The following is a 25,225-nucleotide window of genomic DNA, read 5'->3' as shown; positions in this document are numbered from 1 at the left end:
AACCATGGTCCGGCCTCCGTCTGCGCGCTCCGTCGTCCCCGGTGTCGGTCGGCTCGGATTGCTCGAGCCGTCGGCCGCCGCGTCGCTGCGCGAGCTGGGCTGGGACAACGTCGAGAGCATTCCCGTGCTGTGGTCGCTGTCCCGCGCGCCGGACGCCGATCTCGCGTTGAGCACGCTCATGCGGCTGCGCGAGAGCATCGGAGACGGATGGGACGCCGTCGATTCGGCGATCCGTACCGATACGGCACTGCGGGGCAGGCTGTTCGCGCTGCTCGGCTCGTCCAGCGCGTTCGGCGACCATCTCGTCGCGGCGCCGTCGGCCTGGGAGGGTCTGCGGCGCAAGGAGTTACCGGAACGCGACGAGCTGATCGCCGATCTGCTCGCCGTCGTCGAGGCCGAACCCGAGCGAGGGCCCAACGCGGCCCCGTTGCTGTTCCGCGCCGGGGTCTCGGGGCCCGAGGTGGTGGCGTCGCTGCGCAAGCGGTACCGCGATCATCTGATGCTGCTGGCCGCGCTGGATCTGGCGGCGACGGTGGAGAACGAGCCCGTGCTGCCCTATCAGGTGGTCGGCAGGCAGCTCACCTACCTGGCCGACGCCGCCCTGACCGCGGCGCTGGCGGTCGCGGTGGCCCGGGTCTGCAAGGACGAGCCGGTGCCGGTGCGGCTGGGCGTGATCGCGATGGGCAAATGCGGGGCATGCGAGCTGAATTATGTCAGCGACGTCGACGTGGTGTTCGTCGCCGAGCCTGCCGACGCCACCGCCACGCGCTTGGCAGCGGAGCTGATGAGCGTGGCGAGCCAGGCGTTCTTCGAGGTCGACGCGGCACTGCGGCCGGAGGGCAAAGCCGGTGCTCTGGTGCGCACGCTGGATTCGCACATCGCCTACTACAAGCGGTGGGCGCGGACCTGGGAATTCCAGGCGCTGTTGAAGAACCGCCCGGCCACCGGCGATCTCGCGCTCGGCGAGCAGTACCGCGCCGCGCTGATGCCGATGGTGTGGTCGGCCTCCGAGCGTCCGGATTTCGTCGCCGAGGTGCAGGCGATGCGCCGTCGCGTGGAGGATCTGGTACCCGCCGACCTGCGGGAACGCGAACTCAAACTGGGGCGCGGCAGTCTCAGGGACGTCGAATTCGCCGTGCAGCTGCTGCAATTGGTGCACGGGCGGGTGGACGAGACGCTGCACGTGCAGGGCACCGTCGAGGCCCTGACCGCGCTGGCCGCCGGCGGGTACGTCGGCCGCGACGACGCGGCCAATCTCACGGCGTCGTACGAATTCCTGCGGCTGTTGGAACACCGCCTGCAACTGCAGCGGCTGCGTCGCACCCACACCCTGCCCGCCGCCGACGACGAGGAGGGCATGCGCTGGCTGGCCCGCGCCGCACACATCCGGCCGGACGGCAGGCAGGACGCGGTGGGTGTGCTGACCAGCGAGATCCGCCGCAACGCGGTGCGCGTGCGGCGATTGCACGCCAAGTTGTTCTACCGGCCGCTGCTGGAATCGGTGGTGCGCATGGAACCCGACGCGCTGCGCCTGAGCCCCGAGGCCGCCATCCGGCAGCTCGCCGCGCTCGGCTACGCGGCGCCGGAACACGCCCTCGGCCACCTGAAGGCCCTCACCGGCGGGGTGTCGCGCAAAGGCCGCATCCAAGCCCTGCTGCTGCCGACGCTGCTCGAATGGCTCGGTGAGACACCGAATCCCGATGCGGGCCTGCTGGCCTACCGTCGGGTGTCGGAAGGGCTCGCCGACCAGATCTGGTTCCTGCGCGAGCTGCGCGACGAAGGGGCGATCGCGCAGCGGCTCATGATCGTGCTCGGCTCCTCGGAGTACCTGCCCGATCTGCTGATCAACGCGCCCGAGACGATCCGGATGTACGCCGACGGCCCCGGCGGCCCGCTGCTGCTGGGTCCGCAGCCCGACGAGGTGGCTCGCGGCATCCTCACCGCCGCCGCTCGCTACGAGGACCCGAAACGCGCCGTGGCCGCGGCGCGTTCGCTGCGCAGGCACGAACTCGCACGGGTGGCGTCGGCCGATCTGCTCGGCATGCTCGACGTGCCGCAGGTGTGCCGGGCGTTGTCGTCGGTGTGGGTCGCGGTGCTGGAGGCGTCGTTGCGCGCGGTGATCCGGGCAGGTGAGGCGGAACGGGGCGCGCCCGCGCCCGCCGACATCGCCGTGATCGGCATGGGGCGGCTCGGCGGCATGGAACTGGGCTACGGCTCGGACGCGGACGTGCTGTTCGTCTGCGACCCGCGCCCCGGCGAGGACGAGACCAAGGCCGTGAAGTGGGCGATCGGGGTGGCCGACCGGGTGCAGCAACTGCTCGGCGCGCCGAGCACCGACCCGCCGCTGCACGTGGACGCCGGGCTGCGGCCGGAGGGGCGCAACGGCGCGCTGGTACGCACGCTGGCCGCCTACGCCGCGTACTACGAGCAATGGGCGCAGCCGTGGGAGGTGCAGGCGCTGCTGCGCGCCAACCAAGTGGCCGGTGACGAGGAGCTCGGGGTGCGCTTCCTGCACGTCATCGACAAGGTGCGCTACCCGGAGGGCGGTGTGTCGGCCGAGGCGGTGCGCGAGATCCGGCGGATCAAGGCCAGGGTGGACGCCGAGCGGCTGCCTCGCGGCGCCGATCCGGCCACCCACACCAAGCTGGGACGTGGGGGCCTGGCCGATATCGAGTGGACGGTCCAGCTGGTACAGCTGCGGCACGCCCACGAGGTGCCCGGCCTGCACAACACCTCCACGCTGGAGGCGCTGGACGTGATCGAGCGGACCGGACTGCTGGACGCGCAGGACGTGGCGCTGCTGCGGGACGCGTGGCTGACGGCCACCAACGCCCGCAACGCCTTGGTGCTGGTGCGCGGCAAGCCCACCGACCAGCTCCCCGGCCCCGGCCGCCTCCTGTCCGCGGTCGCCCGCGTCGCGGGGTGGCCCAACGACGACGGCAGCGAATTCCTCGACCACTACATGCGCGTCACGCGGCGCGCCAAAGCCGTCGTCGAACGCGTCTTCGGCGCGTGAGCCGCGCGTCGGCTGGTCGCTTCCCGCGCGGCTCCGGCAGCCGGATTCAGGACTCGAGCGTGAGCCCGGCGCGGGCCGCGCGCTGTTCGCCCCAGTCGTAGAGGGCGGTGAGGACGGGAACCAGGGTGCTGCCTTCGTCGGTGAGGGTGTATTCGACCTGCGGCGGCACCGTGTCGTAGACGGTGCGCCGGACCAGGCCGTCGGCCTCCAGCTCGCGCAATTGCTGCACCAGCATCTTCTCGCTGGTCGCGGGCATCCGCCTGCGCAGCTCGCCGTAGCGGTGCACCCCCTCCTTCAAGTGGGCGAGGATCACCGGCTTCCACTTGCCGCCGATCAGGTCGACGGTCACCTCCACCGCGCAGTTGTAGCGCTTGCCGGGCACCTGTCCTCCGAGTACTCACCGAAAAGTGCGTTCTTGTAACACTGTAATCATCGCGATTCCATGGATGCCGTTCACCGGAAACCACACGCGCACATGGAGCGAAATTCTATGAAGGTCATCGTTTTCGACCGATTCAAGCCCGGCGTCACCCTGGAGACGATCAACCCGTATCTGCCCGAGGAAGTCGCCAATGTGTGGCGGCTGTGGAAGGCGGGCATCGTCCGGGAGAACTACGCCCGCGCCGACGAGCCCGGGGTGGTCATCGTCTTCGAGGTCGACAGCGTCGAGGAGGCCCGCAAGTACGTCGCGGACTTCCCGCTCACCAAGGCCGGGTACCTGGACTGGACGTTCGTCCCCGTGCAGGCTCCCTTGCCGCTGGAGGCGTTGATGGACCCGGCCGTGGACGTCGCCGAGCCCTACGACCGGACCGCGTGAGCATGCGGCACGCATTCGGCTTGAGCATTCCGCAGACCGTGCCGGACGCCTGCGATCCCACGCGGATGGCGCTGCTCATCTACGACATGCAGGTCGGCATCGTGCGGCAGATTCCCGGCGGCGAGGAGATCGTGCGCGCGTGCGTGCGGCTGCGTGACGCCGCCCGGGCGGGCGGATTCCGGGTCTTCTACACCCGGCACATGTCGCTGCCGGTCGCGGCGTCGGGCGTGGCCCAGTTGCGCACCGCCATGTCCTGGCAGCGGGTGGCCGACCCGGCGGACGTGCGCTCGAGCTTCCCGCAGGGTTCGCCGCAGTTCCACCTGGTGCCCGAGCTGACGCCCGGTCCGGACGAGGTGGTGTTCGACAAGATCACCATGTCGGCCTTCGCGGCGACCCCGCTGGATTTCGCCTTGCGCGACTGCGGCATCGACACCTACGCCGTGGCGGGCATCGCCATGGAGGTGGGCATCGAGCCGACCGTCCGGCACAGCCTGGACCTGGGTTATCTGCCGATCGTCGTCACCGACGCCTGTGGAGCCGGTCATCCGGCGGCGGCCGAAAGAGCGCACGCCACCCTGGAATTCGCCGGTGGGTCGCTGACGACGGACACCGCGGGACTGAGCGAACTGATGAGGCGCTGCGCGCCGTGACGCATCGGACGCGGTGAGGCGGTGCGCGCTGTGACGCGTTGGACGCGTCAGGATTCGTCCGGTGTGCGTCGGCCGGGGACCGCCGTCGTCGACCGGGAGTTCGGATGCGCTGCGCCGGTATCCCACCGCCTCCGAATGATCGACCGACGGGTAGGCGATCGTCAGGAGGGTCGCGATCCGCGCGGGACAGCGGCTCTCCCGCTGCGGCCGAGCACGCGTAACGCGCGCTTGCCTGCCGAACTCCGGGCGCCGGGTGTGCGACTCGGAGTCGCCCCGCCGGTCAAGGCTTGGAAGCGATCGACGAACCGGCGGATGGCCAGCCGGTCTTCGTCACCGAGCCCGTGCGCGGTCGTGACGGTGACCAGGTCGCCGGAGTCGATCCGCAGGACATCCCAGCACCACGGCAGGACGGGCGCGTGCACGCTGCGCCCGTTACTGCTGATCGTGATGGCCGAACGGGTCACACCCGGAATCACGGCCAGATCTTCGGCGATCCCCGCTGTGAGCGGCCCCTCCGCGCGGAATTCCTCGACGTACATTCTCGACCTCGTCACGTCGTCGGCAGTAGTGAGCCAGTGTAGACGTGCGGCGGATCTCGCTCGAGCACACGGAATCCACACCCGCGCTACACCGGCTCTTCGAAGACGGTGCCTAGGCTCGACCGCATGCGTAAATGGATGGACCGGGCGTTGCTCGGTGTGGGGTGGTGCGCAGTAACCGCGGGCGCCCTCGGGATCGTGCTGCATTTCGGGGCGTGGCAGCGGCGCGGGCTGGTGCTGCTCGCGTCGGGGGCGTCGTACTTCATGATCGGGGCGCTCGTCGGCCTGGTGTTGTTGCTGATCGCGCGCGGGTGGCGCAGTGCGGCCGTGGCCGGTGTGCTCGCCGCGGCGGTGCTCTGGACGCTGGTGCCCGCGTTCGTGCCGGAGAGCCGGGCCGCGAGCGGTCCCGAGGTGACCGTCATGCAGTCGAATATCTTGTTCGGCGGTGCCGATCCGGCCGCCGTGGTGCGCGCGGTGCGGGACCACCGGGTCGACGTGCTGACGGTCGACGAGCTGACCGGCGCGGCGCTCGAACGCCTGGCGGGCGCGGGCCTGCTCGCCGAATTGCCGCATCACTACGCCGAACCCACCCGCGACGGTGGTGGCGGCACCGGCATCTTCAGCAGGTACCCGTTGCGGGACAGCAGGAAATACGACGGCTTCATCCTGAACAATGTCTCCGCGACAATGGATCACCCGGAACGAGGGCCGATCGCCGTCTTCGCGTTCCATCCGGTCCCGCCGCCGTTCGACTTCCCCGCGTGGCAGGCGGAGATGCGCAGGATTCGCGAAATCCTCGACGCGCACAACGGTCCCGCCATCGTCGGTGCCGACTTCAACGCGACTCGCGACCACACGGCGTATCGCGATCTCCTGCGCGGCCGCTTCGCCTCGGCCGCCGAGCAGACCGGGGCGGGTCTGCTGCCCACGTTTCCCGAGGACCGCCGCTGGGGCCCGGTAATCGGCATCGACCACATCCTCTTGGCCGACGCCACCGCCGAACAGCTGCGCACCCTTTCCGTTCCCGGTTCCGACCACCGAGCGCTGATCTGCCGCATCCACCTGCACTGACGGGTCCGTGCCGCGACCCTACCCACCGAGCGCTGTGTCACATCCAGGTCGGCGTACGCCTCTTCGGCCGGATCGCCGCCGTCCGCAAGTGGTTGCGCGCCTTGTGGACCGGAGGACGAACGTCGTGATGCGCGAAGCGCGTTCGTGGTGATTACGATGTGAGCGCTCGGCGGGCCCGAGACGCGGTACCGGGGAGGCTGGTCGATGCGGAAGAACAAGCGATTCGGTGTGGTGGCGGTGCTCGCGGTGGTGACCGCGGTGCTCGCCGGTTGTGCCACGGGAGCGAACGACCGTGCGGCGCAGCAGGTCTCGCCCCACGCCGACACCTGGGAGCTGGCCGGATCGATGACGGCCACCGGTCCGAACGGCCCGCGCAAGGGCGTGCCGGACGCACCGCTCACAGCGGAGAACGGCGACGGCGGCGCCATCGACAAGCTGGCGCTCAACGCCATCGCCGACGTGCAGGACTTCTGGGCCGCCGAGTACCCCGCGCACTTCCCTGGCACGCTCGAGCCGGTCGCGAGGTATATCTCCTGGGACGCCAAGGCGCCCAGAACGCAGTCGGTCAAGTTCTGCAAGTCCGACACCTACCAAGTGGTCAACGCCGCCTACTGCGGCGGCGACCACACCATCGGCTGGGACCGTGGCGTCCTGTTGCCGAAACTGGTGCAGAAGTACGGCGAGATGGCCGTGGTGATGGTGCTCGCCCACGAGTACGGGCACGCCATCCAAGGCCAGGCCAAGCTCGCCGGTCTGCTCACTCCGCCGCTCGTGCAGGAACAGCAGGCCGACTGCCTCGCCGGTGTCTTCCTCCGTCATGTGGCGGAGGGGGATTCGGCGCACTTCACGCTCAACACCACCGACGGGCTCAACGCCGTGCTCGGCGCGACGGTGGCCGTGCGCGACCGCGACCCGAACGACCCGGAGAACGTGCACGGGTCGGCCTTCGAGCGGGTGACCGCGGTGCAGATCGGCTACACCGACGGCGCCGACGGGTGCAAGAAGATCACCAGGAAGGAGATCGCCCAGCGCCGCGGCAAACTCCCCACCACCTTCGAGCCCGGCGAGGAGCAGGCGCAGCTGCCGGTGGATGCCGCCGCGTTGACCAGTTTGAGCAAGGCGCTGGCGCAGATCTTCCCCGTCACGCGGCCGCCGCAGTTCGATTACTCCGGCGTCGGCCGCGGTTGCTCGGACGTCACCCTCACCCGGCCGGTGTCCTACTGCCCGGGCGCGAACCGGATCGGCACCGACGTCCCCGCCCTGGCCCGCCGCGGCGGACCGATGGCGGGCGAGGACCCGCTGTCGGCGGTCGTGGACGGTGATTACAACGCGTTCGTCGTCTTCGTGTCGCGATATGTGCTCGCGGTGCAACAGGATCGGAAGCTGTCCCTCACCGGAGCCGAAACGGCCGGGTTGCGCACCGCCTGCCTCAGCGGCGTGGTGACCACCGAGTTGAGCGAGCCGGGCAGCGATCCGCACCTGTCCGCGGGCGATCTGGACGAGGCGGTCTCCGGCCTGCTCGCCGACGGCTCGGCGGCCGCCGACGTGAACGGCAAGGTCGTGCCGAGCGGCTACCAGCGGCTGGAGGCGTTCCGCACCGGCGTGCTGGACGGCGAGAGCGCCTGCCTGGCCAAGTTCCGGTAGGCGCGCTACACCGGCAGCGACCGCAGCGAGCTGAGCGTGCCCGCCAGTGCGCGGGCCGCCTCGGCGCCCTTGGTCACGAAGTGCTCGGTGAAGTACGTGACGTGCTCGCTGTGCTCGTGGAAGTGGTGCGGGGTGAGCACGACCGAGAACACCGGCACGTCCGTGTCCAGCTGGACCCGCATCAGCCCGTCGATCACCGCCGACGCCACGAAGTCGTGCCGGTAGATGCCGCCGTCCACCACCAGCGCCGACGCGACGATCGCCGCGTACCGGCCGGAATGCGCCAGGCGCTTGGCGTGCAGCGGGATCTCGAAGGCTCCCGGCACCTCGTAGACGTCGATGCCGGCGGGATCGAAACCGAGGTCGGCGTATTCGGTGCGGAAGCCCTCGTACGCCTTCTCGACGATCGAGCTGTGCCAGCTGGCGCGGATGAACGCGATGGATCCGGTGGTACTCATGGACGAATACTACTGTTCGGTAAGGTGCGCTTCCAGCCAGCCGACGACATCGTCGAGCACCTTCTGTTGCTCGGGCTCATTGAACACCTCGTGGTAAAGGCCCTCGTAGCGGATCACCCTGAGGTCCTCCGACCCCGCGCCGCGTTCGATGAGATCGGAACTCGACGGCGCGGCGATCGCGTCGGCGGTGCCGTGCAGCACCAGCACCGGCACGGTGAGCCGCGCCAGCCGCTGCTTGACGGTATCCGTCGCGCTCAGCATCTCGGCGCCGGTGCGGGCGGGCAGTTTGCCCCGGTAGACCAGCGGATCGTTGTCGTAGGCCGTGACCACCGCCGGATCGCGGCTGATCTGCGACGAATCCAGCTTCAGCACACCCAGATTGGGGGTGAACCGGCTCAACACCGGTGCGAGCATGCGCTGCACCGGATTGCCCACCGGGATGTCCAGCGGCGGGGCGGACAGCACGACGCCCGCCACGTCGATCGGCGCGCGGGTGGCCAGATACAGGGTGATCAGGCTGCCCATCGAGTGCGCGACGACGAACCGCGGCACGCCGGGCTGCTCCCGGCTCGCGATGGCGAGCATGGCGGCGACGTTGTCGGCGGCGGCGGCCATGGAGCCGATGTTGGCCTTGCCGCCCGCGGACTTCCCGTGCCCGATGTGGTCGAGCGCGTAGACCGCGAAACCGGCGGCGACCAGACGCTGCCCGACGTGCGCGTAGCGGCCGGAGTGCTCGGCCACGCCGTGCACCAGGACGATCACGCCCCGCGCTGAGCCCTCCGGCAGCCACGCCCGCCAGGCGACTCCGCTGCCGATACCGTCGAACTCACCGGATTCGGTGCGGATCGCGGGCGGCTCGGTGGGCGTGGCGTCGCCCGCCGTCGGCTCGGTCGTCATGCCTCGGCTCCTGACGTCGATGGCGCGCCGACCGTCGCGAAATGCTGGATCAGTCGCCGATTGAACTCGATGAGTCGAGCGTAGTTGACCCGCGACAGCCGTTCGTCGGTTCCGTGGATCGAGGCCAGGTCGCGTTCGTCCAGCACGATCGGCGCGAAATTGCACCGGGTGCCCGCCAGGTCGTCGTAGTGCCTGGAGTCGGTCGCGCCGGGCACGATGCCGGTGGTCACCGCGATGCCGGGGACGACGGCGCGCGCGAGTCCCGCGATCAAGTCGAAGGCGGGACCGGGCCCGGTGATCCGCGACGGCTCCGACGACATGCCGATCAGCTCGAACCGGATGCCCTTGTCCCGGACCACCTTGCGGCAGTGCGCCAGCACCGAGGCAACCGTGTCACCGGGCAGGATGCGGAAGTTCACCATGGCCTCGGCCCGCTGGGGCAGCACGTTCGCCCGCACGCCGCCGCGGATCACCGTCGGCGCCGTGGTGGTGCGCACCATGGCCTCGGTCTGCGGCTGGGCCGCCATCACCCGGGCGACCACCGGTGCGGCGACGCGCGCCAGACCGAGCAGACGCCGCCGCGGGGCCGGCATGACCTCGCGCACCCGGTCCAGCATGTCCGCGATCACCGGGATCAGGCGCAGCGGCATCGGATGGTCCTGGATGCGGGCCACCGCCCGCGCGATCCGGCCGACCGCCGTCTGCTTGCCCGGCATGGACGAATGCCCGCCGACCTCGGTAACCGACAACCGGACCGTGGCGTAGCCCTTCTCGCCGAGCATGATCGTCGCCACCGGCTGCCGCACGCCGTCGACGACGCCCGCGGTGATCACCCCGCCCTCGTCCAGCAGCAGATCCGCCCGCACGCCGGCCTGCCGCAGATGGTCGGCCATGCGCTCGGCCCCCTCGCCGCCGAAGACCTCCTCGTCGTGCCCGAAGGCCAGGTAGACGGTGTGCCGGGGCCGCACGCCCGCGGCGAGCGCGGACTCCGTCGCCTCCAGGATGGCCAGCACGCGGCTCTTGTCATCGATCGCGCCGCGACCCCAGATGAATTCGTCGTCGACCACTCCGGCGAACGGCGGATGGGTCCAGCGCTGAGCGTCGTCCACCGGCACCACGTCCTGGTGCGCGAGCAGGATCGCGGCCACCCGGTCCGGTTCGACGCCGGGCCAGCGGTAGAGCCTGCTGTGCGCGAACCGCTCCAGCTCTAGTTCGGCGTGCACGCGCGGGAAGGACGCCCGCAGATGCGCGTCGAGGCGCTCGAACGCCGCGCTGTCGGCGTCGCGCGGGTCGTCGGTGGACACCGTCGCGCATCGCAGCGCGGCGGCGAGGCGTTCGGCGGTCGGGTCGTCGACCGGCTCCGTCATCGGTCACCGGTGCGGTCGGGCAGAGTCATGGGCACCGTTGCATTGTTCAGCATGCTCGGGTCGAGGGCGATCGTCTTCTCGTTTCGCCACTTCACGATGCCCTCGGTGAGCCCACCGGCGAGCTCGGGACGACGCGTTCCGGTCAGCAGCGGCAGCTCGACGCGCGCGGAGGTCACCGTCACCGGGGCGAAGGCGGGGGAGTGCGACCACACGTCGTCGACCACGTCGGTGACCCGCACGCCGATCCGGTGGCCTGCCGCGATCGGCCAGTCCTGCGCGAGCAGCCGGACCTCGGCGGTGTCGCCGACCGGTGCGATCCCTCGGGTGATGACGGTCGCGCGCGAGTCAGGGGCGATGTCGTAGAGCTCGACCGCGACCGTCGCGTTCGCCGGGCCGGTCAGCCGGAGAGTGGCGGTCGGGATGCCGGACAGGTGCTGGTCCACGGTCAGCGGCGCGGAGACCGACCACAGTTCACGGTCGGGTCCGGGGACCAGCCCGCGGTCGGTATAGGAGCCGGTCCGCAGCTCGACCGGGACCCGCCGCGCGTCGGCGGGCGGCCAGGCGGTCTCCGCGCGCCAGCGGCCGTCGAACTGGCCGACGGTGATCCGCGGTCCCGGCACCTGCACGGCACGGTCCGCGACATGCTTGTCGAAGAACGCCAGCAACTCGGTGTCGAAGTGCGGTGTGCCGCATTTGTCGTGGCAGGTGCGGTGTCCCCACTGGCCGAACCAGGCCCGGTGCTCGCCGGGGCCGAGGCCGTTCCACAGATCGAACACGCGGTAGGCGCGGGTGTTGTAGTCGACGAAACCCTGGCCGAGGAACACCGGAATCGTGCTGCCGCGCAGTCGCGCGACCAGGTCGCGGTCGCGCCAGAACGCGGTGTCGGGGTTGTGGTCGCCGATCTCGGACAGGTATCGCTGATAGCACTGCCACGGCATTTGCGTCGCGTTCGCCTGGTATTCGCCGGAGTCCTCAGGACGGGGCGGGGTCGAGGCGATGAGCAAGTGCTCCAGCCCAGCGAAATCGGCGGGGCGCACGCCGCTTTCGGTGATCGGCTTGCCGGAGAACTTCCACGAGACGCCCTGCATGTACAGGTAGGAGTAGGGATCGACGACCGGCTCGAACGCGCCCACCGCGGCGAGGCCCTTCGGTGCGGCGGCCAGACCCATCAGGCCGGTCCAGGCTTCGTACGAGGTGCCGAACAATCCGACCTTGCCGGTGGACCACGGCCGGCTCGCCGCCCACTCCACGGCCGCGGCGACGTCCGCGCGTTCGCCGGGGCCGCCGAAGTCCGGGCAGCCGTTGGAGCCGCCGAACCCGCGCAGGTCGACGACGACGTAGGTGTAGCCCGCGTTCAGGAAGAGTTCGGCGGTGAGGTTGTCGGTGGACGGTCCCCCGGTCAGGCGCGGCTCGCTCAAGTACGCCAGGTGCGCGCGATACGGGCTGACGGTGAGGACGACAGGAGTGCGGGCGTCGTCCGGGAGACCGGCCGGGCGCAGGATGTCCGCGTGCAGGCGGGTGCCGTCCGCGCTGTCGATGAACGCTTGCTTCCACTGGTAGGGCACCGGCAGCGGTTCGGCGGCGGCGGTCACCGGGGTGAACGCGGCCAGCAGCAACAGCAGGCCGCACAGGGCACGAGACAGGACGGCGCGGTCGGTCACCATAGGACTATCGAGTGTGCCCGGACGGTCGTCCAGCCCCCGGAATCGGGGTAGTCGTCCAGCAGCCGGGCCGACGCCATCCGGTGTTCATCCGGGCGGGTCAGCATCGAGGCCATGCCGGAACACGGTTTCGGGTCGGTCGACTCGATGGCGACGATCGCCTTGGCGTTACTGGCCGCGTTCCTGTTCGCGGTGTCCGCGGCGCTGCAACAGAGCGCCGCCCGGCAGGCCGCCACCGAATCCGGGCAGGGACGGTTCCTGCTACTCGCCGCCATCGCTCGGCGTTTGATCGCCGACCGTCGCTGGCTGGCCGGGCAGGCGGCGAACGTGGCCGGGTTCGTCGTGCACGCGCTCGCGCTGCGTTTCGGGGCCATCGCGGTGGTGCAGGCGTTGCTGGTGGTGCAACTGCTGTTCGCGTTGCCGTTCGCGGCGCTGCGGCGCAGGCGCGCGCTGCTGGTGCGCGACTGGGCCGGAACCACAGCGGTGTGCGCCGGGCTGATCCTGCTCGTCGCGCAGGGGATTCCCGCGCATTCGGCGGTGCACGGCGACCTGTTGCCCGCCGCGGGCGCCGGTGTCATCGTCGTGGTCGTCGTGCTGTTCGGCACATCTCGGCTCGCCCGCTCGACGCAACTGCGCTCGGCGCTGGTGGCGGTGGCGGCGGGCTGCTGTTTCGCCACGACGGCGGTCCTGGTCGTGGTGGCGACGGGCGCGCTGCCGGAGCCGAGCTGGGCGCTGCTGGGCATTCCGGTGTCGACCGTCGTCGGCGGCATCCTGACCCAGGAGGCGTACGCCCGCGGCTCGCTGCCCACGGCGCTGACGGCGATGACGATCACCGACCCGGTGCTCAGCTATCTGGTCGGCCTGACGTTGTTCACCGCGACCGTCCACCCGCGCCCGCCGGTGCTGGCCTGCGCGGCCACCGCCGTGATCGTGGGCGTCGCGTTGCTGGCGAATTCGCCGACGCTGCACGACGAACGGGATCTTTCCGAGCAGGCCCCGGCGCGGGCGGCGATCGCTTAGGTGTGGTCAGGCGGAGCGAGCCGGGGTCTCGTAATCGGCATAGAGCGCGAGCATGCTCTCGATCGTCGCCGACCACGGAAAGCGTTCCGCGGCGGCGCGGGCGGCCGCGCGGCGCTGCGCCTCCGGCAGGGTGAGCAGTGCGCGGACGCCGTCGGCGAGGCCGCTCGGGGTGCCGTCGCAGACGACGCCGGAGCCGGGATCGCCGACGAGTTCGCGGGCGGCGCCCGCCGTGGGAACGACGACCGGGGTCCCGCAGGCGAGGGCCTCCAGCACGGCGAGGCCGAAAGTCTCCGCAGGGGAGGGGAATACGGCGATGTCGGCGTCGGCGACGAGCGCGGCCATCGCGGACCGGTCGGTGAGGTGGCCGTGGAAGACGACCGGAAGCCCGGCCGCCTGATGTTCGAGTCGAGCACGCAGCGGGCCGTCCCCGATGACCGACAGCGCACAGCGCAGGCCGGAGCCGACCAGCACCCGAATCGCCTCGATGGCCCGTTCGGCGCGTTTCTCCCGCGACAGCCTGCTCACCAGGACCAGTCGCACCGGATCGCCGCAGCGGTCGCCGGACGGCTGCCCGGCGGACGGACGGAAGGTCGCGAGGTCGACGCCGAGCGGCACGCGGCGCACGTTGCGCGCGCCGACGCGGTCGAACTCGGCCGTGGCGAAACGCGAGGTGACCACGACCTGCTCGGCACGCACCCAGAGTCGCCGGTTGGCCAGATCGGCCGCGGCGGTGAGCGGGAACCCGCGCGGCACCCGCGAGCGCAGGATGGCGTCGATCCGTTCGTGCGAGAACAGCACCAGTGGGACACCCGCGCCGCGCGCCCACGGCGCCAGCCAGCGCACGCTGAGTTTGTCGCTGCACTCGAGCACGTCCGGAGCCAACCGGTCGAGCACGGGGCGGGTGCTCCGGGCGGTGAGCACGTGATACCCGGCGTCGCCGAACTTCGGGCTGCGCACAGTGATCCGGTGGCCGGAGGCGGTGTGCTCGTCGTCGTCGCGCTGGCCGGGCACCACCAGGACCCGGTCGTGACCCGCCGCGCGATAGCCGCGTCCGATCTCGTCGACACACGTGCGCAAACCACCGGAGGCGGGGGTGTAGAAGTTGGCGATCTGCACGATCCGCACTAGCCGACCGCCGATCCGACCAGCTCGCCGTAGGTGATCGCATGCGCGCCGGTCCGCAGTACCGCATCGATGGCGCGCAGCGTGGAGTCGCGCAGACCCGGCCTGCTCAGATCGTCGGGGTGCAGCGCCAGCCGGACCAACCCGCCGCGCTCGGCCGTGCGCCGCGCCACCGTCTCCAGCATCGCCGCGCCGAACCGTTCGGACCAGCCGCCGCCCGGCCGGTGCGACAGCGCGAATCCGCGATACCGGCGTCCGGTGCCCAGGTGCTCGGCGCCGAAATGCGAAGTCGTGTAGGTGAATCCCGCCGCGCGCAGCGCCTGCTTCGCGCCGGGTGAGGCCAGCCAGCCGGGGGGAGTGAAACCGGTCGTGGGCAAACCTGATCCGGACATCACCTCGGCGGCGGCACGCAGTTTGTCGGTGGCCGCGCCCGCGTTCAAGGCGGCGAACTCCGCCGCGCCGCGCGCCACCGCACGGCCTACCGCCCGGCGCGGCCACCCGCCCTCCGGCCCCGCCCGGTGCGACCACCCGTGCGTCAGGACGTCGTCACCGGCCTGCCTGCGCTCCCGCAGGAACGCGGCGTAATCGGGTTCGTCGGACAACCGCCTGCCCCGCCACGGCCCCGGAATCACCAGCAGCGAGACGGGGATGCCGAACCGATCGGCGTCGGCGCACCAACGCGCCGTCTCCGCCGCACTCGCCGGTGCGACGTCATGGACGCTCACCACCAACCGCGCACACACGTCGGGGAAGCTAACACCGCCCGGTGGCCGCGAGCTGAACAGCGCGGTGCGCTCGTCTGAAGGATGCGTTCCCGGCTCCCGGCGCGGTCGCGACCGCGCCGGGCATGCTCGATACGGTTGCGGCTGTGTCGCCGAGTCGATCGCCGGATAGATATCGGCCCGAACCGGCAGCTCGGATACGACCGACCGCGCGCCCGCCGCAGACCCCACGCAGCACGTGCCCGGAGCAGCGGGACCCGGTGATCCGGGCGAATCCCGTACTTCCGCGCAACGTCGGCCGGACAGACGACTGTGCGAGGACCACGTGGCGAAAGCGCGGCAGCAATTGCCTTTTCGTTTCCGAGCCGGCGTTTTCCGCAGGTGAAGGAATGGCGTCCACGGGAAACGCTTGCGATCTCCACAGTGCATTCCGCACTTGGTTCTACGGCGGCTTCTCCGGACTGTCGTGGGTAAGACGCGCCCGCGGGTCCCGGACGCTGTCCGCGATCGTGAACGGACGCGGCGGTATCCGGTCGAACGCCGGGCCCACGATGGAGATGCCGCAGGCAGGCGTAGTTTCGAGGGGGAACGGCCGACGGCGGCGAACCGGAGCGAACCAGTAGGCGAGGCAACAAATTTCGTCTGGTGTTCCCGGCGGCGCGGCGTATGATCAGGCCAGTGCGAATACCCGGGGGAAGAATGAGCGAGCCGGAAACCGCGGACTGGGAACGGTTCGTGCAAGCACTGGCGCACTGTCTCGCGGAGCTGCCCTCCCGGGCGACCCTGATCATCGCCGCCCCGGGAAATCGCTATGTCCAATTTGTCCAATACGACATCAAATTGTCCGCCGAACTGGCCGGGAATCATTACCTGACCGACCCCATCCCGGAGACCGCCGCGCAGGCGTTGCGCGCACTGGGCTGGCACGAGCCCGTCGTGCGGCGCGACGTGGACAACTGGACCAGGACCCTCTTCTGGCCGATCGCGCCGAACAGCCTGCTCGAGTTCGCTCGCTCGGTGGCCGTCGGCTTGCGGGACGCTCTCGGGGTCGCGGCCCCGGTCGAGTTGCGGGCGATGGGCTGGACCGAGGCGTCCGGCGACCTGGATCTCACCGTGCTCGGTCCGATCGCGCGCCGGGGGTAGCCCGTCGGGCCGCTGTCCGGCGGCGAGCCGCGACTACCTGGGCACTATTCTGAGAGACATGGCAGCAGGTAAGCCCACCAAGGAAGCGAAGGCCGCGGCGAAAGCGGCCCGCAAGCAGCAGTCGAGAGAGCGCCGCAAGCAGCTGTGGCAGGCGTTCCAGATGCAGCGCAAGGAAGACAAGCTGCTGCTGCCGCTGATGATCGGCGCCTTGGTCGGCATCACCGCCGTCTTCGTCGTGATCGGCCTGATCTTCGGGCTGACCTGGTTCCTGGTCCCGCTGGGCGTGGTGCTCGGCGCGCTGGCGGCGTTCATCATCTTCGGCAGGCGGGTGCAGAAGAGCGTCTACCGCAAGGCCGAGGGCCAGGCGGGCGCCGCAGCCTGGGTGCTGGACAACCTTCAGGGCAAGTGGCGGGTGAGCAACGGCGTCGCCGCCACCACGCAGCTGGACGCGGTGCACCGGGTGATCGGCCTGCCCGGCGTGGTGCTGGTCGCCGAAGGCGCCCCGCAACGGGTCAAGTCGCTGCTCGCCCAAGAGAAGAAGCGCACGGCCCGGCTGATCGGCGACACCCCGATCTACGACGTCGTCATCGGCAACGACGAAGGCCAGATCCCGCTCAAGGACCTGCAGCGCTACCTCACCAAGCTGCCCCGCAACATCGACACCAAGCGCATGGACCTCATCGAAGGCCGGCTTTCCGCGCTCAGCGCGCGCAGCGGACCCGCCCTCCCGAAGGGGCCGATGCCCGCCGGCGCCAAGATGCGCGGAGTGCAGCGGACCATCCGCCGCCGCTGACCTGAGCGGGCCCATTCGGTGCACGGGCCTTGCGACTGCTCCGGCGGACTACGGTCGACGCCGCGTCGCCGAATCACGGGTGAGCAGCCAGACGACCCGGTCGTAGGCGAGCACGTGATAGACGATCACCAGCACGGCGAGCGCCACACCCCAGTGCGGCAGCCCCGCCGACTGCAGCGCGAGCGCCCCGCCGCCGAGCACCGAGAGCTCGATCGCCAAGCGCGCGGAGCCGGACACGGCGACCCTCGCCTGCCCGGCACGGCTCGGGTCGCCAGGCACCGCGAAGGTTCCCCAGGCGACTGCCGCGACGACGGGCAGCGCCACCATCAGGAGAAAATTCCACGGCTCTCCGAACGCCCGCCAGCCGAAGACGCCGAACGAAGCCACCGCGACGAGCTCGAGCAGGAAACGGATGACGAGCATCACCGGACGCGACGACACCGGCGCAGCCTAACGCGGTGACACGGTGGCCGATGGCGGGCGGCTCAGCGTGAACGCACCAGCGCGGTACCGGTCGCACGGTCGTGCATTCCGCGGCCGTCGGCGTCGGTGAACAGCGCGGGCACCACGAACAGCAGCAGCACCTGTCTGGCCAGCGCGCGGACGAAGCCGACCGGCGCCGGGGCGTCGATGCGGACCGTCCGCAGGCGCAGGAAGTACTGACCCGGGGTGAAGCCGAACAGTGTGACCGCGCCCACGCCGATGACGAACCAGATCAGCAGTGTCAGGCTCGACGCCGACCCGCTTCGGGTGATCAGCGCCGCGATGCCCAGCGCGATCAGCCAGTCGACGAACAGGGCGGCGATGCGGCGGCCCATGCCGGCCAGTGAGCCCGCTCCGGTCTTCGGCAGGCCGAGTTGTGCACCGGGGAACTCGGAGGTTGCCGGGCCGCCGGAGTCGGCCGGGGGTCCGGAGAGCCAGGAGCCGGTGATGCGTGCCATGCACCCAGGATAGGCGCGGCCGAACCGGCGGCCGGGACCGCATAAGCGCCAGTTCAGCGTCGGCGAGCGCCGTGGCGGGGGCAGGACTACCATGCATTTCGAGTCCGGGTGGTCAGCACCACGCTGCCTGACGCACGTGTAACACCGGCGAAACACATCCTTGACTGCAGGGAAACACGGCATCCATAGCGTCTGGTCGCGACGAACCCATGCAAGCGACACTGGCTGGGAACCGATCCGTAAGGAGAACAAGTGACGTTCAGCACGGCCGACGAGGTCATCAAATACATCGCTGACGAGGACATCGAGTACGTCGACATCCGCTTCAGCGACCTGCCCGGTGTGCAGCAGCACTTCTCGATCCCCGGGAAGGCCTTCACCACCGACCTCGCCGAGGAAGGGCTAGCGTTCGACGGCTCCTCCGTTCGTGGGTTCCAGTCCATCGATGAGTCGGACATGCTGCTGCTGCCCGACTTCTCCACCGCGCGCGTCGACCCGTTCCGCGCCGCCAAGACGCTGAACCTGAACTTCTTCGTGCACGACCCGTTCACCCGGGAGGCCTACAGCCGCGACCCGCGTAACGTCGCGCGCAAGGCGGAGGAGTACCTGCGCTCCACCGGCATCGCCGACACCGCGTACTTCGGCCCCGAGGCGGAGTTCTACATCTTCGACTCGATCCGCTACGACTCGGCCATGAACGGCGCGTTCTACGAGATCGAGTCGGTCTCCGGTTCGTGGAACACCGGTGCGGAGTTCAACCCGGACGGCACCCGCAACCGCGGCTACAAGGTCCGCAACAAGGGCGGCTACTTCCCCGTCGCGCCCTACGACCACTACGTCGACCTGCGCGACAAGATCTCGACCAACCTGCAGAACTCCGGCTTCGAGCTGGAGCGCGGCCACCACGAGGTCGGCACCGCCGGTCAGGCCGAGATCAACTACAAGTTCAACACCCTGCTCGCCGCGGCCGACGACCTGCAGCTGTTCAAGTACATCGTCAAGAACACCGCGTGGCAGGAAGGCAAGACCGTCACCTTCATGCCGAAGCCGCTGTTCGGCGACAACGGCTCGGGCATGCACGTGCACCAGTCGCTGTGGAAGGACGGCAAGCCGCTGTTCCACGACGAGGCCGGCTACGGCGGCCTGTCCGACCTGGCGCGCCACTACATCGGCGGCATCCTGCACCACGCGCCGTCGCTGCTGGCGTTCACCAACCCGACGGTGAACTCCTACCACCGCCTGGTCCCCGGCTACGAGGCCCCCATCAACCTGGTGTACTCGCAGCGCAACCGCTCCGCCGCGGTCCGCATCCCGGTCACCGGCAACAACCCGAAGGCCAAGCGCCTCGAGTTCCGCGCGCCGGACTCCTCGGGCAACCCGTACCTGGCCTTCGCCGCCATGATGATGGCCGGCCTGGACGGCATCAAGAAGAAGATCGAGCCGCTGGCTCCGGTCGACAAGGACCTCTACGAGCTCCCGCCGGAGGAGGCCAAGAACATCCCGCAGGCCCCCACCAGCCTGGCGTCGGTCATCGACCGCCTCGAGCAGGACCACGACTACCTCACCGAAGGCAACGTCTTCACCGAGGACCTGATCGAGACCTGGATCACCCTCAAGCGCGAAGGCGAGATCGCCCCGGTGAACCTGCGGCCGCACCCGTACGAGTTCGAGCTGTACTTCGACGTGTAAGCCGTTACCGGCTTCGTCGGTAGTAGTCAGCGAGTCCACCTGTTCTGTGACCCTTCGACGGTCGCGAGCAGGTGGACTCGTCTGCTTTTCGGACACGCTCGAGACTTCCCGGCTGTGGGAAGTGTGTGGGGGACCGAGAAGAATGGCCCCGTAACATTCACGGGTGGAGGTGGCATGCGTAGAGAGCTGAGTGCCGTTCCGAGTTCGCGTCCGACAGCTTCGCTGCCGGACGTGCTTGTTCGAGCGGTGTGGGGCCCGTGCCTTGTTGCCGCGGAGATGGTTCGTCACCTGTCCGAGGAGGGCTGATCGTGGCGGACATCTGGCCCCGTGATATGCATCCGGAAACGGTGTCGGCGGTGCAATCCGGTCGGAATGTGGTGAACACCATTGACGACATGCTGGAACGGATCGACCGTATCCGCGCCCGGCGGCCTTCGCCCAGCGCCCGGGTGATCCCGGAAGTGGACGGGATGGGCAGGCTCACCGATCTGTACATCGCGCCCGGGACGCTCGCGGGCGCCGCGAGCGGACAGGAGATCGCCGCCGACATCATGGCGGCGATTCGGGACAGTACGGTCGACGCCCTACGGCAGCACAAAATCGCCATCCAGGAAACGGCCCTGCCGAAGGTGCCGTGGCCGCAGCCCTGACTCGCCGGTGCGGTCGACGATACCCAGGAGTGATGCCGTGACCGATCTCGATATGCCGGGCGCCGCGGGAGCGGAAGCCGCGCCCGACTGGCGCAATCTGATCTACGAGGTGTTCAACCCGGACTATTCCGTCGGTGTGGCCTGCGACCGCAGCGGCATGATCGTCGGTCTGCACCTCGCTGACGAAGTGCTCGACCATCCCGACAGCTGGCTCGCCGAGGAGATTCTGCGCGTCGCTCGGCTGGCCCGCCAGAAGTCCCGCGTAGGCCGCCGCGCCGAGTTGCTGTACAAAGGCGGATTGCCCCATTTCGCCGACTCGTTGGAGCTGCCTACCGAGGCGGATTACAACCTCATGGAGAAGACCGAGTTCGCTCGAGATCACTGATCGCGAACTCGGCGAAACCGGACTGGCACGGCTTCGCCGGCGTCCGGGCCATTCCTCGGAGTCTCAGTCCCCAGCGATGGGGATGCCCGAGAATGGGGGGAGCCGGTGGGAATGGAGTCGTCGATATGGTCGAGAAGTTTGTTCAGGATCCGCAGGAACTGCGCAGGTTGGGTGATGCCAACCGCGCCGCCAGCGCTCCCGCGTATGCGCGGGCAGAGGGAGATCCCGAATGGGAGGCCCAGTTCGAGGCGCAGTACGGCAAGGCAGCCAACGCGTACCGGCTGTTCGCCGTCCAATATGGCGTCGAGCGGGGAATCGGCTGGACGCAGGTGGGCGACGGGCGCAATGCGACCGGTGACAACTCGACGACCGCCGGAAACACCTTCGAGGTGACAGATATCGATGGCGGCGCACACGTGCGGCGGACGAACCCGGAGATCTGAGGCCGAGGGGTCGAAGATTTCGGGTAGGAGGATTTGGAATGGCTGTTCCCGGCTCACGAGCAGTTCGGAATCACATGTGTGATCGGGGGTGGAACTGATGGGTGACATCGAGGGTGGCATCCTCAATCGGGAACAGAGAATCAAAGAGGGTGAGTGGCTCTACTCCCCGAACAAGCAATACCGCATGGGCATGCGGGACGGCGAGATGGTCATCGAGCATGTCCCCACAGGCAATGTCGTCGATAGATATGGAGAGAAGGGCAGCGACGCCAACCAGATCAGATTCGAAGATCAGGGAGGTGATGGCAGCGAAACCCGGCTCGAACTCCACGACAAAGATGACGATGAAGTCACGGCAATTTCCGAGCCCGGCGATGAAAAGCACGAAGGTGGCGCGGCCACTGACGACTGGGATGACGAAGACGACGGGGTCGGGCAATATGTACTGACCAACGACGGACAACTGGTCGCCGTCAAAGACAAAGTCGGTGACAACTGGGACGGCAATCGCCCGGCGGACGGCAACATTGTCTGGTTCAACGAGCTCCCTGCCGATGTCGCCAAGCGAAAGTTCCTCGGCCAGGACGCCGATGAGAATGATATCACCGACGGCAAAAAGATATCTGATTTCAAGCTGGAAATCCGGACGCCGCCGGGTAAAGTCTCCCCCGAACTCAAGGCGTTCATCGATGTAGCCAATTCTCAGCTGCTCTATCTGATGGCTCAGATGGGCAACGGGAAGCCGGAGAAGCCCAAATTTCTGATTTCCCCTAAAGAGGGCAAAGACGACAACTGGCGCGACGACAACCTGGCCGACTCCTTCATTCAGCAACTCGAACATCGGGGTCACGGTTCCGGTTACACCGAAGAAGCCTACAATTCTGCCGTCTTTTATCTCAACGGACTCGCGGACCAATGGCAGAGTGGGGATCTCAAGTTCGAGCAGACGACCGAGGAGCTTTCCCGCACCAATTACTCGTACTACCGCAGTATGTACAACAAGATCCAGGACACCCACGACAAGATATGGGACAAGCTCAACGACGGTGTCGAGGGGCAGGGCCCGGGTCAAGGCCGGATGTACGCGGAGGACGGCATCCAGAATGTCGCGGAGGAAGCACCGCTTTACGGCCTGATCAGGGATGCGGTGAAGCATTGCACCGACCAGGTCATCGCGTACGCGGATAGGGCCGCGCAGCTTCCGTTTCCGATCGGCTCGAGTTCTGGGTCCGGCTCGGGTTCCGGGTCGGGCTCGGGCTCCGGTTCGGGCTCGGGTTCCGGGTCCGGTTCGGGTTCGGGTTCAGGTTCGGGTTCGACCTCTGGCTCGGGTTCCGGGTCGGGCGACACACACAGCTCGGCCACCCAGCACACGAGCGCCGGCCAGCCGTACACCCCGCCATACACCCCCCCGGCCACGACGTCTCAGTCGCCAGGCACCACCGCTCAGCCGGTCAGTACGAGCCAGGATTTCAGTTCCACATACGACGACCTGCTCACGTCGGATTCGGACACCACCGGTTCGGTGGACAGCACCCAGCCGACCTTGGGCACCGGCAGCGGTGACACCGCGTCCAGCACGGATCTCGGTTCCGTGGTGACCGCGTCGATGCCGACCGGCACCGGGACCGGGACCGGGACCGCGACGACCGCTCCCACCGCCAATGCCACACCGGCCGCCAATACCGGGAGCAACGCGTCCGATCTGATGGGGCAGATGGCGCTGATGAACGCTCTCGGTCAAGCGACTCAGCAGCCGCGCGTTCCGGCCGATGACAGGGGCTACGACGAGCGGGACTCGCGTGAGGAACGCGATCGGGAACGGGAACGAGAACGAGCCCGGGAGCAGAACCGCGCTCAACAAGCCGCGAACACCCAACAAACTGCTCAACCGTCTCCTGCCGGCGTGACGGCCCCGGTGTACGCGGGTGCTCCGCCGGCGGTGACGACGCCGGGTACTACGGTCGATGTCCCCATCGACAATACGAATGTGAAGGCGTCCCCACCGGTAGCAGAAGCTTTGCAGAAGCAGGTGCAGAACGTCGCCCTCGACGCGATGTCCGCGTACAAGGGAACTGCGGGCGAGTTGACGGCGGATCATCCGCCCGCGGTGGTCAACGGTCCCGGCGAGCTGAAAACGGGCGACATCCTCCAGTGGGAGCGGCACAGCGCGCTGATCGTCAGAGACGAGGAGCACAACAAACTGTTCGTCCTCGACGGCGGTCATCTCGTTCCGCTCGACCCCAATAACCCTCCGCTGAAAGAAAAGTACGGTAATTTCGCGGGCTACCTGCATCCGACCGGTTTGGATACCGGCAATGCCGATCTGGGGACTGCGGCGGCACCGCCACCGACCGTGAGCCAGGCGCAGCCGTCGGCTCCGCCCCCCGTGGCGCCACCGCCACCGCAACAGATCTGAGCGGGCCCAAGGCGTGGCTGCGAAAAAGGACATCGTCATCGGAGCGGCAGCGGGCTACGAGTGGCCCGCTGTCGAGCCGTGGGCCAGGAGCCTGGTCGCGAGCGGTTTCGCCGGTGTGGGCGCGGTCATCGTGTACGACCGCGACGACCGCGGCGATGCCATAGCCGAACATCTGGACGCGCTGGGTTTGTACGCGGTCCGGATGCCGCCTCGGGACAGCGTGTACAACGGGCGATTCGAGGATGTCGCCCATGTGCTGCGTATGTTCGCGCCTTCCCTCCGGTTCGCGATCGTCACCGATGTGCGCGATGTGTTCTTCCAGTCGGATCCGATCACGTGGTTGGAAGCCCACTTGCGACGCCCCTTTCTCGCTGTCAGCGAGGGCGTGCGGTATTCCGACGAAGAGTGGAACCGGGCCAATTTGCAACGAAGTTTCCCGGCACATGTACAGCGCCTGTGGTCGAAACCGGTCTGCAACGTCGGAGTCATCGCTGGAGAGGCGGGGGTGATGGCAGATTTGTGCTTGGCCATCTCCCTGATCGCGGCATCGTCCGGGGTGTCGATCGCCGATCAGAGTGGGTACAACCTGTTGCTCGATATGGAGCCGTATCGATCGGCGGTGCAATTCGTGACGTCCGAGGAGGGGTTCGCCTGTCAAGCCGGGACATTCGCGGACCCCGGCAAGCTCGGCGCTTTGCGCCCATTTCTCTTGGAGCCCGAGCCGACCTTGATCGGGGAGTGTGTCCACACCTCCACAGGCATGCCGTATCCCATCGTCCATCAATACGACCGGGTGCCCTCGTGGAAACAGGCGCTGTCGAGCAGGCTGCGGTCGGCCCCGGCGGTGGGGGGATCCGATCCTCGACCTGGCCTGGCCCGAGTGCTCGGTGACGCCGACGGCGCATCTGTTCTGCAGATGGCGCAACGCGTCGGAGTGCCGCGCGAGCAGTCCTCGATAAGCTTGTTCTCAGCCGTTTCCAGCGATCTCGTCCACGCTGACGGCTCGCCTTCTCAGGAGGGCACGGCGTGATCCGCCGAGCTTCCGTCACTGGGGCTGCTCGACGCCTTTCTCCGCATCGGCATCCGTACCCCGTTGCCGGAAACTGAACTCGTAACTGCTGTAGCGGTATTTGCCGCTACCCGCGTCTTCCCACGTGAATCCGTACTTGCCGATGTGCTCCAGACGGATACGGGTATCGGCGTAGATGCTGAAGCCACTGCGCCGGGCACGTTCGGAGAACGCGTAATCTTCGCCCAGATACCACTGGTTCTCGCCATCCGGGACGATCATCGGCAAGAAGTACGGCACGTTGGCGCGCCCGAACTGCAAGTTGCAGACCGGCAGTTCCTCTTTCTCCGCGATCGTCTCGTAAACGTCGCGTTTGGTGAGCAGGAACCCGCCGGCCGCGTAACGGATCTCCACTGTGCCGCCGCCGTCGCCGAAAATTATCTTGTCGGTACCGGGCAGCAGACTGCAGACCAGTTCGCGCGTCATCTTCTTGGCGTAGATCCCGCAGACCACCGGCAGATCGTGGGACCGCAGCATTGTCACCGCATCTGGATCGAAGCGCACGTCCGCGTCGATCCACATCAACTCCTCGAAACCTTGCGCCAAAGCGTCGGTGGCGATTTGGCTGCGGGCCTGATCGATCGCGGAGCAACCGTAGACGCGCCAAACCGGGTAGCCGCGCCGTTCCAGTTCCGCTAGACCCTCCGAGCAACCGGGTTCGATGTAGTCGTGCACCGGCACCAGCACGACGCAGCGCGCGGGGTCCATTTCC

Annotated in this window: 25 protein-coding genes; 14 read left to right on the top strand and 11 right to left on the bottom strand. The window is 68.6% G+C overall.

Annotation, left to right across the window (positions count from 1 at the left end):
• The first annotated feature begins 4 nt into the window (after positions 1-4).
• Positions 5-3,016 carry a bifunctional [glutamine synthetase] adenylyltransferase/[glutamine synthetase]-adenylyl-L-tyrosine phosphorylase gene (locus ABZ552_RS20765; RefSeq protein ID WP_281874695.1) on the top strand — a complete coding sequence of 1,004 codons (3,012 nt, stop codon included), beginning with the start codon at positions 5-7 and terminating at the stop codon, positions 3,014-3,016.
• A gap of 46 nt (positions 3,017-3,062) precedes the next feature.
• Here ABZ552_RS20765 and ABZ552_RS20760 read toward each other — a convergent pair whose 3' ends face one another.
• Positions 3,063-3,398, bottom strand: a complete 336-nt coding sequence (locus ABZ552_RS20760; RefSeq protein WP_281874693.1) for a helix-turn-helix domain-containing protein — start codon at positions 3,396-3,398, stop codon at positions 3,063-3,065.
• Between the two features lie 108 nt (positions 3,399-3,506).
• Here ABZ552_RS20760 and ABZ552_RS20755 point away from each other — a divergent pair, with 108 nt between their 5' ends.
• Both ABZ552_RS20755 and ABZ552_RS20750 read left to right on the top strand, forming a co-directional pair.
• Positions 3,507-3,833 (top strand): hypothetical protein, encoded by a 327-nt coding sequence (locus ABZ552_RS20755; protein ID WP_063020336.1) that lies wholly within the window; start codon positions 3,507-3,509, stop codon positions 3,831-3,833.
• A gap of 2 nt (positions 3,834-3,835) precedes the next feature.
• Positions 3,836-4,483 carry a cysteine hydrolase gene (locus tag ABZ552_RS20750; RefSeq protein WP_281881087.1) on the top strand — a complete coding sequence of 216 codons (648 nt, stop codon included), beginning with the start codon at positions 3,836-3,838 and terminating at the stop codon, positions 4,481-4,483.
• A 161-nt stretch (positions 4,484-4,644) separates the two neighbouring features.
• On the opposite strand, the gene ABZ552_RS20745 is transcribed toward ABZ552_RS20750, so the two are convergent.
• Positions 4,645-5,037 (bottom strand): hypothetical protein, encoded by a 393-nt coding sequence (locus ABZ552_RS20745; RefSeq protein ID WP_281874692.1) that lies wholly within the window; start codon positions 5,035-5,037, stop codon positions 4,645-4,647.
• 111 nt (positions 5,038-5,148) lie between these two features.
• On the opposite strand from ABZ552_RS20745, the gene ABZ552_RS20740 reads away from it, so the two are divergent.
• Both ABZ552_RS20740 and ABZ552_RS20735 read left to right on the top strand, forming a co-directional pair.
• Positions 5,149-6,093, top strand: a complete 945-nt coding sequence (locus ABZ552_RS20740; protein ID WP_357439104.1) for an endonuclease/exonuclease/phosphatase family protein — start codon at positions 5,149-5,151, stop codon at positions 6,091-6,093.
• A gap of 204 nt (positions 6,094-6,297) precedes the next feature.
• A complete protein-coding gene (locus tag ABZ552_RS20735) occupies positions 6,298-7,737 on the top strand; it encodes a metallopeptidase (protein WP_281874689.1) in 1,440 nt (479 codons plus the stop codon).
• A 5-nt stretch (positions 7,738-7,742) separates the two neighbouring features.
• Here the strand turns inward: ABZ552_RS20735 and ABZ552_RS20730 are convergent, their stop codons facing one another.
• The 4 genes from ABZ552_RS20730 to ABZ552_RS20715 are packed head-to-tail and all read right to left on the bottom strand — an operon-like array spanning position 7,743 to position 12,123.
• Entirely contained in the window at positions 7,743-8,195 is a 453-nt protein-coding gene (locus tag ABZ552_RS20730; RefSeq protein WP_281874688.1) for a 6,7-dimethyl-8-ribityllumazine synthase, read from the bottom strand.
• Positions 8,196-8,204: 9 nt separating this feature from the next.
• Positions 8,205-9,092: a lysophospholipase gene (locus tag ABZ552_RS20725; RefSeq protein ID WP_357439099.1), complete on the bottom strand. Its 888-nt coding sequence runs from the start codon at positions 9,090-9,092 to the stop codon at positions 8,205-8,207.
• Positions 9,089-10,459: a M20 family peptidase gene (locus ABZ552_RS20720; protein ID WP_281874686.1), complete on the bottom strand. Its 1,371-nt coding sequence runs from the start codon at positions 10,457-10,459 to the stop codon at positions 9,089-9,091. The genes ABZ552_RS20725 and ABZ552_RS20720 overlap by 4 nt, the downstream gene beginning before the upstream one ends.
• The gene (locus ABZ552_RS20715) at positions 10,456-12,123 is read right to left on the bottom strand and encodes a CocE/NonD family hydrolase (protein WP_357439095.1); all 1,668 of its coding nucleotides are present in this window, start codon (positions 12,121-12,123) and stop codon (positions 10,456-10,458) included. Before ABZ552_RS20715 ends, ABZ552_RS20720 begins: the two co-directional genes overlap by 4 nt.
• 111 nt (positions 12,124-12,234) lie before the next feature.
• On the opposite strand from ABZ552_RS20715, the gene ABZ552_RS20710 reads away from it, so the two are divergent.
• A complete protein-coding gene (locus ABZ552_RS20710; protein ID WP_357439092.1) occupies positions 12,235-13,140 on the top strand; it encodes a DMT family transporter in 906 nt (301 codons plus the stop codon).
• 6 nt (positions 13,141-13,146) lie between these two features.
• Here the strand turns inward: ABZ552_RS20710 and ABZ552_RS20705 are convergent, their stop codons facing one another.
• Complete coding sequence (locus tag ABZ552_RS20705; protein WP_357439089.1) at positions 13,147-14,265, bottom strand: glycosyltransferase; 1,119 nt, start codon at positions 14,263-14,265, stop codon at positions 13,147-13,149.
• On the bottom strand, positions 14,265-15,005 hold the full coding sequence (locus ABZ552_RS20700; RefSeq protein ID WP_357439086.1) for a polysaccharide deacetylase family protein: 741 nt from the start codon (positions 15,003-15,005) through the stop codon (positions 14,265-14,267). Before ABZ552_RS20700 ends, ABZ552_RS20705 begins: the two co-directional genes overlap by 1 nt.
• 678 nt (positions 15,006-15,683) lie before the next feature.
• Here ABZ552_RS20700 and ABZ552_RS20695 point away from each other — a divergent pair.
• Together ABZ552_RS20695 and ABZ552_RS20690 are read left to right on the top strand one after the other, a co-directional pair.
• Positions 15,684-16,127 carry a hypothetical protein gene (locus ABZ552_RS20695; RefSeq protein ID WP_281874681.1) on the top strand — a complete coding sequence of 148 codons (444 nt, stop codon included), beginning with the start codon at positions 15,684-15,686 and terminating at the stop codon, positions 16,125-16,127.
• A 58-nt stretch (positions 16,128-16,185) separates the two neighbouring features.
• The gene (locus ABZ552_RS20690; protein ID WP_281874680.1) at positions 16,186-16,920 is read left to right on the top strand and encodes a DUF4191 domain-containing protein; all 735 of its coding nucleotides are present in this window, start codon (positions 16,186-16,188) and stop codon (positions 16,918-16,920) included.
• A gap of 48 nt (positions 16,921-16,968) precedes the next feature.
• Here ABZ552_RS20690 and ABZ552_RS20685 read toward each other — a convergent pair whose 3' ends face one another.
• Positions 16,969-17,361, bottom strand: coding sequence for a YrdB family protein (locus ABZ552_RS20685; RefSeq protein ID WP_281874679.1), 393 nt, complete (start codon positions 17,359-17,361; stop codon positions 16,969-16,971).
• Between the two features lie 44 nt (positions 17,362-17,405).
• Positions 17,406-17,861 (bottom strand): RDD family protein, encoded by a 456-nt coding sequence (locus ABZ552_RS20680; RefSeq protein WP_281874678.1) that lies wholly within the window; start codon positions 17,859-17,861, stop codon positions 17,406-17,408.
• 252 nt (positions 17,862-18,113) lie between these two features.
• On the opposite strand from ABZ552_RS20680, the gene glnA reads away from it, so the two are divergent.
• The 6 genes from glnA (at position 18,114) to ABZ552_RS20650 (ending at position 24,474) form a co-directional block, all read left to right on the top strand.
• A complete protein-coding gene (gene glnA / locus ABZ552_RS20675; protein WP_067800793.1) occupies positions 18,114-19,550 on the top strand; it encodes a type I glutamate--ammonia ligase in 1,437 nt (478 codons plus the stop codon).
• 374 nt (positions 19,551-19,924) lie between these two features.
• Positions 19,925-20,200 (top strand): hypothetical protein, encoded by a 276-nt coding sequence (locus ABZ552_RS20670; protein ID WP_281874677.1) that lies wholly within the window; start codon positions 19,925-19,927, stop codon positions 20,198-20,200.
• Positions 20,201-20,237: 37 nt separating this feature from the next.
• The gene (locus ABZ552_RS20665) at positions 20,238-20,585 is read left to right on the top strand and encodes a hypothetical protein (protein WP_281874676.1); all 348 of its coding nucleotides are present in this window, start codon (positions 20,238-20,240) and stop codon (positions 20,583-20,585) included.
• Positions 20,586-20,710: 125 nt separating this feature from the next.
• A complete protein-coding gene (locus ABZ552_RS20660; RefSeq protein ID WP_281917020.1) occupies positions 20,711-21,028 on the top strand; it encodes a hypothetical protein in 318 nt (105 codons plus the stop codon).
• 97 nt (positions 21,029-21,125) lie between these two features.
• Positions 21,126-23,444 (top strand): hypothetical protein, encoded by a 2,319-nt coding sequence (locus tag ABZ552_RS20655; RefSeq protein WP_281917021.1) that lies wholly within the window; start codon positions 21,126-21,128, stop codon positions 23,442-23,444.
• Positions 23,445-23,559: 115 nt separating this feature from the next.
• Positions 23,560-24,474, top strand: a complete 915-nt coding sequence (locus ABZ552_RS20650) for a hypothetical protein (protein WP_281917022.1) — start codon at positions 23,560-23,562, stop codon at positions 24,472-24,474.
• A 15-nt stretch (positions 24,475-24,489) separates the two neighbouring features.
• Here the strand turns inward: ABZ552_RS20650 and ABZ552_RS20645 are convergent, their stop codons facing one another.
• A complete protein-coding gene (locus tag ABZ552_RS20645; protein ID WP_281874672.1) occupies positions 24,490-25,221 on the bottom strand; it encodes a hypothetical protein in 732 nt (243 codons plus the stop codon).
• Positions 25,222-25,225 lie beyond the last annotated feature (4 nt).

This window comes from Nocardia sp. NPDC019219, from assembly GCF_040632645.1.
GTDB classification, from domain to species: Bacteria; Actinomycetota; Actinomycetes; order Mycobacteriales; family Mycobacteriaceae; genus Nocardia; species Nocardia sputorum.
Note: the sequence above shows the minus strand (reverse complement) of the source record. Positions and strands in the feature narration are given on the sequence as shown.

Bases quoted from the DNA above. Each gene is read 5' to 3' on its own strand.
- ABZ552_RS20690 (WP_281874680.1), top strand. From the start codon at position 16,186: ATGGCAGCAGGTAAGCCCACCAAGGAAGCGAAGGCCGCGGCGAAAGCG.
- ABZ552_RS20720 (WP_281874686.1), bottom strand. From the start codon at position 10,459: ATGACGGAGCCGGTCGACGACCCGACCGCCGAACGCCTCGCCGCCGCG.
- ABZ552_RS20660 (WP_281917020.1), top strand. From the start codon at position 20,711: ATGGTCGAGAAGTTTGTTCAGGATCCGCAGGAACTGCGCAGGTTGGGT.
- ABZ552_RS20680 (WP_281874678.1), bottom strand. From the start codon at position 17,861: ATGGCACGCATCACCGGCTCCTGGCTCTCCGGACCCCCGGCCGACTCC.
- ABZ552_RS20740 (WP_357439104.1), top strand. From the start codon at position 5,149: ATGCGTAAATGGATGGACCGGGCGTTGCTCGGTGTGGGGTGGTGCGCA.
- ABZ552_RS20645 (WP_281874672.1), bottom strand. From the start codon at position 25,221: ATGGACCCCGCGCGCTGCGTCGTGCTGGTGCCGGTGCACGACTACATC.
- ABZ552_RS20695 (WP_281874681.1), top strand. From the start codon at position 15,684: ATGAGCGAGCCGGAAACCGCGGACTGGGAACGGTTCGTGCAAGCACTG.
- ABZ552_RS20730 (WP_281874688.1), bottom strand. From the start codon at position 8,195: ATGAGTACCACCGGATCCATCGCGTTCATCCGCGCCAGCTGGCACAGC.
- ABZ552_RS20715 (WP_357439095.1), bottom strand. From the start codon at position 12,123: ATGGTGACCGACCGCGCCGTCCTGTCTCGTGCCCTGTGCGGCCTGCTG.
- ABZ552_RS20710 (WP_357439092.1), top strand. From the start codon at position 12,235: ATGCCGGAACACGGTTTCGGGTCGGTCGACTCGATGGCGACGATCGCC.
- ABZ552_RS20655 (WP_281917021.1), top strand. From the start codon at position 21,126: ATGGGTGACATCGAGGGTGGCATCCTCAATCGGGAACAGAGAATCAAA.
- ABZ552_RS20735 (WP_281874689.1), top strand. From the start codon at position 6,298: ATGCGGAAGAACAAGCGATTCGGTGTGGTGGCGGTGCTCGCGGTGGTG.
- ABZ552_RS20725 (WP_357439099.1), bottom strand. From the start codon at position 9,092: ATGACGACCGAGCCGACGGCGGGCGACGCCACGCCCACCGAGCCGCCC.
- ABZ552_RS20765 (WP_281874695.1), top strand. From the start codon at position 5: ATGGTCCGGCCTCCGTCTGCGCGCTCCGTCGTCCCCGGTGTCGGTCGG.
- ABZ552_RS20750 (WP_281881087.1), top strand. From the start codon at position 3,836: ATGCGGCACGCATTCGGCTTGAGCATTCCGCAGACCGTGCCGGACGCC.
- ABZ552_RS20755 (WP_063020336.1), top strand. From the start codon at position 3,507: ATGAAGGTCATCGTTTTCGACCGATTCAAGCCCGGCGTCACCCTGGAG.